The sequence below is a fragment of the Loktanella fryxellensis genome (assembly GCF_900110065.1).
In the GTDB taxonomy this organism is placed as follows: Bacteria; Pseudomonadota; Alphaproteobacteria; order Rhodobacterales; family Rhodobacteraceae; genus Loktanella; species Loktanella fryxellensis.
This window is the reverse complement of sequence record NZ_FOCI01000001.1, coordinates 181,696-193,091: the sequence shown is the minus strand read 5'-3', so window position 1 is coordinate 193,091 and position 11,396 is coordinate 181,696. Positions and strand designations below refer to the sequence as shown.

Here is an 11,396-nt window from a genome sequence, read left to right as displayed (position 1 = left end):
TGCAGAAGGGTTAACGCAGCGCCTGTCACCCCGATCCTCGATCCATCCACACCCCTCTTCATCCACAGCATCACCAGTAGCGGTCAAACCCGCAGTCCCACGACACTTTTGCGCACCCGTCTGTGAGTGGGCCTGTGGACAGATCTGTGGACGGATCGGGACGTGCGCGGATCGTCCTGTGACCGTCCCACATCAGTTCTAAATTTCCCATGAAGATCGCAGCGAATCCTTGACCCCCTTGGTGGATCTACGTCAGGTAGTGGACGTTGAGGGTAATGCCACTAAATATGGTGGCGCAGGCAGTTCAGTGATGGGCAAATCGAAGAAGCGCCATGCGGCGCATCTGGCCGATCCGTGTCGCAGACCCCGTGCATTCCGCCCTGCCGGTGCAGGACAAAAAACCAAGAACACGCCGCCCCGCGCGGCGGCCAGAGGGGACCGACCATGAAGATCGACCGCACGTTCACGACCGCAGGCGCCGATGCCTATGCCGACGTGGCCTTTCGCAGCGCCACCTCGGAGATCCGCAACCCGGACGGCACCGTGGTCTTCAAGCTCGAGAATTGCGAGATTCCCGCCGCGTGGTCTCAGGTCGCGTCCGACGTGATCGCGCAGAAATACTTCCGCAAGGCCGGTGTTCCGTCCGCCGTGACGCGCATCAAGGAAAAGGGCGTGCCGTCCTTTCTGTGGCGGTCGGAGCCGGCCGATGGGGCGACTTTCGGCGGCGAGACCAGCGCGCGGCAGGTGTTCGACCGTCTGGCGGGGGCATGGACCTATTGGGGTTGGAAGGGCGGCTATTTCACGACCGAGGCCGACGCCCGCGCCTATTTCGACGAGATGCGCTACATGCTGGCGACGCAGCGTGCGGCACCCAACAGCCCGCAGTGGTTCAACACCGGCCTGCACTGGGCCTACGGCATCGACGGCCCGGCGCAGGGCCACTACTACGTCGACTTTAAGACCGGCGCGCTGACTAAGTCCACCAGCAGCTACGAGCATCCGCAGCCGCATGCCTGCTTCATCCAGTCCGTGCAGGACGATCTGGTGAACGAGGGCGGCATCATGGACCTGTGGGTCCGCGAGGCGCGCCTGTTCAAGTATGGCTCCGGCACCGGCACCAACTTCTCCAGCCTGCGCGGCGAGGGCGAGAAGCTGTCCGGCGGCGGCAAGTCCAGCGGCCTGATGGGGTTCCTCAAGATCGGTGACCGCGCGGCGGGCGCGATCAAGTCGGGCGGCACCACGCGGCGCGCGGCCAAGATGGTGATCGTGGACGCGGACCACCCGGACATCGAGCAGTTCATCAACTGGAAGGTGATCGAGGAGCAGAAGGTCGCGAGCATCGTGGCAGGCTCCAAGATGCACGAGCGGTATCTGAACGCCATCTTTGCGGCGATCAAGGCGTGGGACGGGGCGCAGGATGCAGCCTACGACCCCAAGGCGAACACCGGTCTGGCCGCCGCGATCAAGGACGCCAAGAAGTCCGCTATCCCCGAAACCTACATCAAGCGCGTGCTGGATTACGCCAAGCAGGGCCACACGGGCATCGAGTTCCCGACCTACGACACCGACTGGGATTCGGAGGCCTATTCCTCCGTCTCCGGCCAGAACTCCAACAACTCGATCCGCGTGACCGACGCCTTCCTGAAGGCGGTCGAGGCGGATGCGGACTGGAAGCTGATCAACCGCCGCAACGGCGAGGTCGCGCGCATCATCAAGGCGCGCGACCTGTGGGATCAGGTGGGCCACGCGGCATGGGCCTGCGCCGATCCGGGCATTCAGTATCACGACACGGTCAACGCCTGGCACACCTGCCCCGAGGATGGCGCGATCCGCGGCAGCAACCCGTGTTCGGAATACATGTTCCTTGACGACACCGCCTGCAACCTCGCATCCCTGAACCTGCTGACGTTCTACAAAGACGGCGCGTTCCAGGCCGAGGATTACATCCACGCCTGCCGCCTGTGGACCGTGACGCTGGAGATCAGCGTGACCATGGCGCAGTTCCCGTCCAAGGAGATCGCGCAGCGGTCCTACGACTTCCGCACGCTGGGGCTGGGCTATGCCAATATCGGCGGTCTGCTGATGAACATGGGCCTCGGCTATGACAGCCGCGAGGGGCGCAGCATGGGGGCGGCGCTGACCGCGATCCTGTCCGGCGTCGCCTATGCCACCAGTGCCGAGATGGCGGGCGAGCTGGGCGCATTCCCCGGATACGCGCGTAACGCACAGCACATGCTGCGCGTGATCCGCAACCACCGCACGGCGGCGCTGGGGCACAGCCGCGGCTATGAGGCGCTGGACATCAAGCCGGTGCCGCTGGACCATGCCGGCTGCCCGGACCAGCGCCTGATCGGGCTGGCGACGGGGGCCTGGGACGAGGCGCTGCGCCTTGGCGAACAGCACGGCTATCGCAACGCGCAGGTCAGCGTGATCGCACCCACCGGCACCATCGGTCTGGTGATGGATTGCGACACCACCGGGATCGAGCCCGACTTCGCGCTGGTGAAATTCAAGAAGCTGGCCGGTGGCGGTTACTTCAAGATCATCAACCAGTCGGTGCCTGCGGCGCTGGAGAAACTGGGCTACGGCTCTGCCCAGATCAGCGAGATCATCGCCTATGCGGTGGGTCACGCGAGCCTCGGTCAGGCGCCTGCCATCAATACGTCGTCGCTGATCGGCCACGGCTTCGGCCCCGCCGAGCTGGACAAGATCGAAGGCGCGCTGAAGGCTGCGTTCGACATCCGCTTCGTGTTCAACCAGTGGACGCTGGGCGAGGATTTCTGCCGCAAGACGCTGGGCATCCCCGCCGAGAAGCTGGCCGATCCGACGTTCGACCTGCTGCGGCATCTGGGGTATTCACGCGCCGACATCGACGCGGCCAACGCCCATGTCTGCGGAACCATGACGCTGGAAGGCGCGCCGTTCCTCAAGGTGGAGCATTACAGCGTGTTCGACTGCGCCAATCCCTGCGGCAAGACCGGCAAGCGGTATCTGTCGGTGGACAGCCACATCCACATGATGGCGGCGGCGCAATCCTTCATCTCCGGCGCGATCAGCAAGACGATCAACATGCCCAACGACGCGACCATCGAGGATTGCCAGAAGGCCTACGAGCTGTCGTGGTCGCTGGGGATCAAGGCCAACGCCCTCTACCGCGACGGATCAAAGCTGTCGCAGCCGCTGGCCAGCGCATTGGTCGAGGATGACGAGGAAGCGGCCGAGATCCTGTCGACCGGGTCGAACCACGAGAAGGCCGCCGTGCTGGCCGAGAAGATCGTCGAGCGCATCATCATCAAGGAAATCGCCAAAAGCCAGCGCGACAAGCTGCCCGAGCGGCGCAAGGGTTACACGCAAAAGGCCATCGTCGGCGGTCACAAGGTCTATCTGCGGACCGGCGAATACCAGAACGGCAAGCTGGGCGAGATCTTCATCGACATGCACAAGGAAGGTGCGGGCTTCCGTGCCATGATGAACAACTTCGCCATCGCCGTCAGCGTGGGCCTGCAATACGGCGTGCCGCTGGAGGAGTTCGTGGACGCCTTCACCTTCACCAAGTTCGAGCCTGCGGGCGGCGTGCAGGGCAACGACAGCATCAAGAACGCGACCTCGATCCTCGACTACATCTTCCGCGAACTGGCAGTGAGCTATCTCGACCGCACCGACCTCGCGCATGTGAAGCCCGAAGGGGCGGCCTTCGACGACATCGGGCGCGGTGTGGAGGAAGGGGTGTCCAACGTCGCCACGCCCACCGAGGCCGCCGCCAGCCGGTCGCTGGAGGTGCTGCGCCAGATCAGCAGCACCGGGTATCTGCGCAAGCGGATGCCACAGGATCTGGTCGTGCTGCAGGGTGGCATGGCCGCCATGACCGCGACGATGGAGGCGTTCGCCGCCCAGCCGCAGGCGGGGGTCGCCACGGCGCTGTCGTCCGGCACCATGGCCGCGACAGGCACCCTGACGCTGCGCGACAAGGCGCGGATGCAGGGGTACGAGGGCGATCCGTGCGGCGAGTGCCAGAACTACACGCTCGTGCGCAACGGCACTTGCATGAAGTGCAACACCTGCGGCGGCACCAGCGGCTGTAGCTGAACATCGGGCGCGGCCGGGCGCATATCGCCCGGCTGCGCATCGCCAATGCCGCTTGCGATCCGTGCGTGACGTGGCCGAAGTGTCCGGACGACAGGCTGTCGGATCGCATGGCGGCACCACGCCATATGGATGCGCAGGCGGCTGGCCGACCGGCCCAACGAGGGTCGTCCTGACACAAAGCTTCGGGCAAGGCACGATATCGAAACGAGGACCGGCGATCAGATAGAGACATTGATTGCTGCGGCTTCTTGCGCCGCGATGCCATCCGCCCCTGGGGCATAGGACAGCGACACCGAAATCCCGCTGCTCATGGACGAAGCGGCCGCGGCGGCTGCAAAAGCCCCGGGCATGTGCGAATTCGGCGTCGCGACGGCCGTGTTGACGGCCGACGCCCAGATCACCGGGACCTGTCTGACGACGGCTGCAACTGCAGTAGTGCCGTTGATCGGCGGTCTCGGGCCGGCGGTTGCGATTGCCGCGGTTGCGGCCGTGGCGGCCGTGGCGGCCGGCGGCGGCGCGGCCAACAGCACCTCCAACTGATCTGGCACGTCCGATAGCCGAATGCGGCAGGCTGGCTACCGGACATGCTGTAGATGTCGTCGATGACAGAGCGTCCCGACACGAACCGCTGTTGCAGGGCGGGCGAACAGCCGCCCGCCATGACCTTGGACCACGCCTCGAACTGGGCGGCGGACAGCGGCTGGCCACTGCGGCCGGGGCCGTGAAACCCGAGGGTCGCCGTAGGGCTGATGCACACGTTTGGTGTGCCCGGATACAGAATGCAGGTCGAATAGCAGATCTTGCCCCTGATCTCGACCGTATGACCGATCATACGCAGGTCGTTGACCGCGCGCGCATCGCCACAACCCCACCACGATCGTTTCCGACGATCTGTGACTGCGGCTGCGCCGCCGCTGTGGTGGCGACGTGGGACGACAGGGCAAGCGTGACGGCGATGAGACCGCGCTGCAGGACGCGCGTGATGCGAGACATGGGACAACCCCTGATCCATGACGGGATCACTCGTCGCCGTGGCCCCTAAACAGTGGCCAAGGCCTGCATCTGCATCAGTTTTTCGTGAAATGTCGTGCATAGCCAGGACCTTGGCGGCCATGGATTTCATCGCCGTCGAGCGCGAAATCGCGCCCGATGCTGGTCATTCAATAGCGCGGCCTGAAGCGACCGGGGCAGCCCGGTCCGGTCATGTCAGCAGACCCGCGCCCCAAAGCCACACCGCCAGCGGCACCGGTGCCGTCGCAAGGGCGATCGTCAGCAGCGTCCGGCCCGGCGTGAACAGACGGCTGACACCGGCCCCCAGCAGGATGCCGCCGCCGCCGCCGAGCGCGATGTTGCCGGGCACGTTCAGCAGCAGCGCGATCAGACCATAGCGGTAGCGCGTGGCGAGCGGCGCCAACCCGCGCGGCAGACGGCGGGCCAGGGCGGCCAGGCGCGCCTCCGGCGCCTCTTGCGCGATGCCGCAGACCAGACCTGCCGCCCGGTGCAGCCGCAGGTCCGTCAGCAGACCCGCCAGCCAGCCAAGTGCGATCCACCGTCCCGCCAGATAGGCCAGCATCAGGCCCAGCACCGTGGCGATCCACACGAAGGGGGCGACCACCGGCCCTGCCATCACCATCAGCGCCACCGCGATCTCGATTCCCGGAATGAAGGGGATCGCGATGATCAGGGCATAGGCCACCATGGCCACGATCACGAGGCTGGTCAGTGTGCGCCGCTGGGCCGCCGCCTCCAGATCGGCGACGTGGCCCTGCATCCATCCGACCAGCGCCAGTCCTCCGGCCACCAGCGCCGCGAGGATCAGCAACCGCAGCGCCAGCATCGCCCAGACCCGGATCCGCGACCGGGGCATTGATGCTGTCGGCACTGGTGGACCCGCTGGTGGCAGGGAGGGGCGGTCATCTGACATGCCGCCTTTTGCGTGCATCGCCGCTTGCGCGCAAGCGACGGTGCTGCGTGCCCTGCGCGGAGGCGCCCTGCACCGGCGCACCCAACGTGCAACGCGTTTCGGCCTTTTTCCCGCCTGCCATTCATGCAATAGCGCAACGCAACAGAGACAGCGAAGGGAAAGACCGTGATCGAGATTCGCGAGGCCTTGACCTTTGACGACGTGCTTTTGGTGCCGGCAGCGTCCAGCGTGCTGCCCAGCACCGCAGACACCCGCACGTTCGTCACGCGCAGCATCGCCATGAACATCCCGCTGCTGTCCAGCGCGATGGATACCGTGACCGAAGGGCGCATGGCCATCGCCATGGCGCAAGCGGGCGGCATGGGCATCGTGCACAAGAACCTCGACATCGCCGAACAGGCGCGGGAAATCCGGCAGGTGAAACGATTCATATCCGGCACCGTCTACAACCCCGTCACGCTGACGCCGGACCAGACGCTGGCCGACGCGCGCGTGCTGATGGACCGCTACCGCGTCACGGGCTTTCCCGTGGTGAACGACAAGGGGCTGGTCGTGGGCATCGTGACGAACCGCGATATGCGGTTCGCCACCGACGACAGAACACCCGTCAGCGTGATGATGACCTCCGACAACCTCGCGATAATGCAGGAACCCGCCGATCTGGACGAGGCCCGCAGCCTGATGCAGGCCCGCCGGATCGAAAAGCTGCTGATCACCGACGGCAAGGGCAAGCTGACCGGCCTGCTGACGCTGAAGGACAGCGAACAGGCCGTGCTGAACCCTGCCGCCTGCAAGGATCATCTGGGCCGCCTGCGGGTCGGTGCCGCCACCGGCGTCGGCGACGCGGGGTTCGAGCGGTCTCAGGCGCTGATCGAGGCGGGCGTGGACATGATCGTGGTCGACACCGCCCACGGCCATTCCGACGGCGTGGCGCGCGCGGTGGAACGCATCAAGGCGCTCTCGAACGAGGTGCAGGTCGTCGCGGGCAACGTGGCGACAGGAGAGGCGACCCGCGCCCTGATCGGCGCCGGCGCGGATGCGGTGAAGGTGGGGATCGGCCCCGGGTCGATCTGCACGACGCGCATGGTCGCGGGTGTGGGCGTGCCGCAACTGACCGCCGTGATGGATTGCGCCGCCGCCGCAGGCGACGTGCCGGTGATCGCGGACGGCGGCATCAAGTTTTCCGGCGATTTCGCCAAGGCGATCGCGGCGGGGGCGTCCTGCGCGATGGTCGGCAGCATGATCGCGGGCACTGACGAATCCCCCGGCGAGGTGATCCTGTATCAGGGCCGGTCGTTCAAATCCTATCGCGGGATGGGCAGCCTCGGCGCCATGGCGCGCGGGTCCGCGGACCGTTACTTTCAAAAGGATGCAGCGAGCGACAAGCTGGTGCCCGAAGGCGTCGAAGGTCAGGTGCCCTACAAGGGCAGCGCCTCTGCCGTGGTGCATCAGCTGGTCGGCGGTCTGCGGGCCGCGATGGGCTATACCGGCAACGCCACCATCGCCGAAATGCGCGCCAATTGCACCTTCGTGAAGATCACGGGGGCGGGTCTGCGCGAAAGCCACGTGCACGACGTGCAGATCACACGCGAAAGCCCGAATTACCGCGTCGGCGGCTGATCCCGTGATGCCGGCCGCACGCTATGCCGCCGCCATCGCGGTGCTCGATGCCATCGTGGCGGGCGAACCTGCGGAACGGGCGCTGACCAACTGGGGGCGGAGCAACCGCTTTGCAGGCTCCGGCGACCGGGCTGCGGTGCGCGATCATGTCTATGACGTGCTGCGCGCCCGGCGCACGCTGGCGGCCCTTGGCGGCGGCGAGACGGGCCGTGCGCTGGTGCTGGGCCTGCTGCGGCGCGACGGGCCGGAACCTGCCACCGTATTCGGCAGTGGGGGCCATGCCCCGGCCGCGTTGACGGCAGAGGACGCGACGGTGGCGGTGCAGGACCTGACACCCGCGCAGGCGGCGAACCTGCCGGACTGGCTGTGGCCGGTGTGGCACGCGTCCCTCGGCACGGACGCGCTGGCGGTGGCGCAGGTGCTGCAACGTCGGGCGGACGTGTTCCTGCGCGTGAACCTGTCGCGTGGCACGGTGGCCGGCGCGCAGGCCAGCCTGGGCGCCGACGGTGTGGCGACCCAACCCGTCGGCGATGTCGCGACCGCCCTGCGGGTCACGGAAAATCCCCGCCGCGTCGCCGCCAGCACCGCATATCGCGACGGTCTGGTCGAGGTGCAGGACACCGCCTCGCAGCGCATGATCGCGGCGTTGCCGGTGGCGCCGGGCGACCGCGTGCTGGACTATTGCGCCGGTGGCGGCGGCAAGGCGCTGGCGCTGGCCGACCGGTTGCGCGGCCCCGTCTGGGCCCATGACATCGACCCGCGCCGCATGGCAGACATCGTTCCGCGCAGTGCCCGTGCGGGTGTCGACGTGCGAAAGCTGACCACGGCAGAGGTGGCGCGCGCCGCACCCTTTGATCTGGTGGTCTGCGATGCGCCCTGTTCGGGCAGCGGCACGTGGCGGCGCACGCCGGATGCAAAGCTGCGCCTGACGCCCGACGACCTGGACCGGCTGACCATCACGCAGGCCCATGTCATCGCGGCAGGTGCGGCCTGCGTGGCACCGGGCGGCGCGCTGGCCTATGCCACATGTTCGATCCTCGAGGCAGAGAACGACGCCGTCGTGGACGCCTTTCTGGCGGGCCATCCGGGCTGGCGGCGCGACGGCGGTCTGCGCCTGTTGCCGACGCCGGACCACGACGGTTTCTTCATGGCGCTGCTGCGCGCCCCCTGAATGCCGGCTGCGTGGCTTCGGGCCGCGTTAACAAGTTGTTGACGGCTTCGCACTACCCCTTGATACACACAAGCGGAGCGAGGCAGCGTGACGGCCAACGTGCAGACAGGTGACGCAAAGATGGATGCCTTGCGACCCGTCAGGGCGGGTCTGCAGACGGCGCAGCCGCTGGGGTTCTGGGTGTTGCTGACCGGGTCCGCCGCCTTTGGCGCGGCAGCCCTTTTCGCTGCGGGTCCGGTCCTGCCGGCGGTGGCGACAGGCGGATCGGCGGTGCTGTTGCTGGCGGCCTGCGTGATGCAATGGCGCCGGCGCGAGGGTGTTGATCCGGGTGCCGCGGGTGCCGCGCCCCATGGGACGGCACCGGATACGTTCGACGCAGTGCAGACGCTGTTGCAGCAGGATGCGGATGCGGCGTTTCTGACCGATGCGGACGGCGGCATCCTTTATGCCAATCCGGTGGCACAGGACCGGTTCGGCCAGACCGCCGACCGGCATGTGGCGACGGCGTTCGGTCGCATCCTCGCCAACCCCGAAGCGGTGCTGTTCCGCCTGCAGGCCCGGGCCGAGGCGGGCGGGATCGCGCGCGAGGACATCATCACCCGCGCGGGGCAGTTCCGCATGTCGCTGATGTTGCTGGGGCCCGACCGGCAGCTGTGGCGCCTGGACGAAATCGGCAGGCCCGGATTGCGCACCGACGGGCGCGCCGCCGATCACCTGACGCTGCCGATGCTGACGGCAGGACCGACCGACGCGATCCTGTATCTGAACGAGGCGTTCCGCAAATTGCTGGGACAGCGGCCCAAGTCGCTGACCGACATCTTCGGCACCGACCCTGTCGCCAGCGGGCAGTTGCGCGATATCGCGACCCCGCAGGGGCCCTGCACGATGCTGACCGGCGTGGTCGACGGTGCTGCAGGCCGGCGCGAGATCTATCTGCTGCCGCCGGGCAAGCCCGAGGGGGGGCGCAACGGCCCGCCCGCGCTGGCCGCCGGCTGGCACGCGATCGAGGATCTGCCGGTCCCGCTGCTGAAGATCGTCGAGGACGGCACGATCACCGCGTCCAACCGCGAGGCGCGGATGTTGCTGGGGCTGTCCACCACGCAGGAACGCAGGGTGCAGGACGTACTGGACGGGCTGGGGCGACCGATCAGCGACTGGGTCCGCGAATCGATCAATGGTCAATGCGGGCACGGCAGCCAGTTCCTGCGCGGACGCGGCGACGGTCAGGAAACCTTTGTGCAGGTGACGCTGAACACCGCCGATGGACCCGAGGGGCGGCATCTGATCGCGGTGCTGAACGACGTGACAGAGCTCAAGACCCTCGAGGCGCAATTCGTGCAAAGCCAGAAGATGCAGGCGATCGGCCAGCTCGCCGGTGGCGTGGCCCATGATTTCAACAACCTGCTGACGGCGATTTCCGGCCATTGCGACCTGCTGCTGCTGCGCCACGATCAGGGCGACCACGATTACGGCGACCTGATCCAGATCCATCAGAACGCCAACCGCGCCGCCGGGCTCGTCGGGCAACTGCTTGCGTTCTCGCGCAAGCAGAACCTGCAACCCGAGCGTATCGACCTGCGCGACACGCTGTCCGACCTGACCCATTTGCTGAACCGTCTTGTCGGAGAGAAGGTGTCGCTGGAGCTTGATCACGACCCGGACCTGGGGGCGATCAAGGCCGACAAGCGGCAGTTGGAACAGGTGATGATGAACCTGGTCGTCAATGCGCGCGACGCCATGCCGATGGGCGGCGAGATCCGCATCAAGACCGAGAACCGCACCCTCGTACATCCCGAGATGCGCGATCAGGTCACCATTCCGGCCGGCGATTACGTCGTGGTCCGGGTCGAGGACGAAGGCTGCGGCATTCCGGCCGACCGCCTGCACAAGATCTTCGAGCCGTTCTGGACCACCAAGCGGCCGGGCGAGGGGACGGGGCTGGGCCTGTCCACGGTGTACGGGATCGTCAAGCAGACCGGCGGCTACATCTTTGCCCATTCGCAGGTCGGCGTCGGCACGGAGTTCGAGTTGCTGTTTCCGCACTATGCGCTGCCCGTCGGTGAAACCCCCGTCGTTGCAACCACGCAGGCGGCGTCGGTCGCGCGACATGGCGACGGTGTCGTCTTGCTGGTCGAGGACGAGGCGCCGGTGCGCGCCTTTGCGTCGCGGGCCCTGCGGCTGCGGGGATATACCGTGCTCGAGGCGGATTGCGCGGAGGGCGCGCTGGACCTGCTGACCGACCCCGAGCTGCACGTCGATATCTTCGTCACCGACGTCATCATGCCCGGCAAGGACGGCCCGACATGGGTCCGCGAGGCCTTGATCGACCGTCCGGGCACGAAGGTGATCTTCGTCTCCGGCTACTCCGAGGATGCCTTTGCAAACGACAACGACCGGATCGCGAATGCGGTATTCCTGCCAAAGCCGTTTTCGCTGAACGAGTTGACGATGACCGTGCAGGAACAGCTGTCCTGAGGCAGGCTGCTGGGTGGGTTCACCCTGAAGGCGGCGTGATGCGCGATGTCTGGGTGCATGGCGGCGTACGATATCAGTGTGCCGGCCGGTGATGCGCCAGCTTGGTGATTGACCCGGCCG

General features: G+C 66.8%; 6 protein-coding genes. 5 read left to right on the top strand and 1 reads right to left on the bottom strand.

The genetic code is table 11. The annotated features are described in order from the left end of the window. The first annotated feature begins 444 nt into the window (after window positions 1-444). A complete protein-coding gene (locus tag BMX16_RS00940; RefSeq protein ID WP_089897748.1) occupies window positions 445-4,086 on the top strand; it encodes a vitamin B12-dependent ribonucleotide reductase in 3,642 nt (1,213 codons plus the stop codon). A gap of 309 nt (window positions 4,087-4,395) precedes the next feature. Further along, the gene (locus BMX16_RS00935; protein ID WP_089897746.1) at window positions 4,396-4,626 is read left to right on the top strand and encodes a hypothetical protein; all 231 of its coding nucleotides are present in this window, start codon (window positions 4,396-4,398) and stop codon (window positions 4,624-4,626) included. Between the two features lie 661 nt (window positions 4,627-5,287). Here BMX16_RS00935 and BMX16_RS00930 read toward each other — a convergent pair. Continuing rightward, entirely contained in the window at window positions 5,288-5,968 is a 681-nt protein-coding gene (locus tag BMX16_RS00930) for a hypothetical protein (RefSeq protein ID WP_143057975.1), read from the bottom strand. 210 nt (window positions 5,969-6,178) lie between these two features. On the opposite strand from BMX16_RS00930, the gene guaB reads away from it, so the two are divergent. From guaB to BMX16_RS00915, 3 genes are all read left to right on the top strand, one after another. Beyond that, window positions 6,179-7,630 carry an IMP dehydrogenase gene (guaB, locus tag BMX16_RS00925; protein WP_089898296.1) on the top strand — a complete coding sequence of 484 codons (1,452 nt, stop codon included), beginning with the start codon at window positions 6,179-6,181 and terminating at the stop codon, window positions 7,628-7,630. A gap of 4 nt (window positions 7,631-7,634) precedes the next feature. After that, window positions 7,635-8,801, top strand: a complete 1,167-nt coding sequence (locus BMX16_RS00920) for an RsmB/NOP family class I SAM-dependent RNA methyltransferase (protein WP_089897742.1) — start codon at window positions 7,635-7,637, stop codon at window positions 8,799-8,801. 120 nt (window positions 8,802-8,921) lie between these two features. Further along, complete coding sequence (locus BMX16_RS00915; protein ID WP_089897740.1) at window positions 8,922-11,276, top strand: ATP-binding protein; 2,355 nt, start codon at window positions 8,922-8,924, stop codon at window positions 11,274-11,276. The last annotated feature ends 120 nt before the right edge of the window (window positions 11,277-11,396 follow it).

What these genes read in the sequence shown, in the direction of transcription:
- BMX16_RS00940 (WP_089897748.1), top strand. Translation starts at nt 445, where the DNA reads ATGAAGATCGACCGCACGTTCACGACCGCAGGCGCCGATGCCTATGCC.
- BMX16_RS00935 (WP_089897746.1), top strand. Translation starts at nt 4,396, where the DNA reads ATGGACGAAGCGGCCGCGGCGGCTGCAAAAGCCCCGGGCATGTGCGAA.
- BMX16_RS00915 (WP_089897740.1), top strand. Translation starts at nt 8,922, where the DNA reads ATGGATGCCTTGCGACCCGTCAGGGCGGGTCTGCAGACGGCGCAGCCG.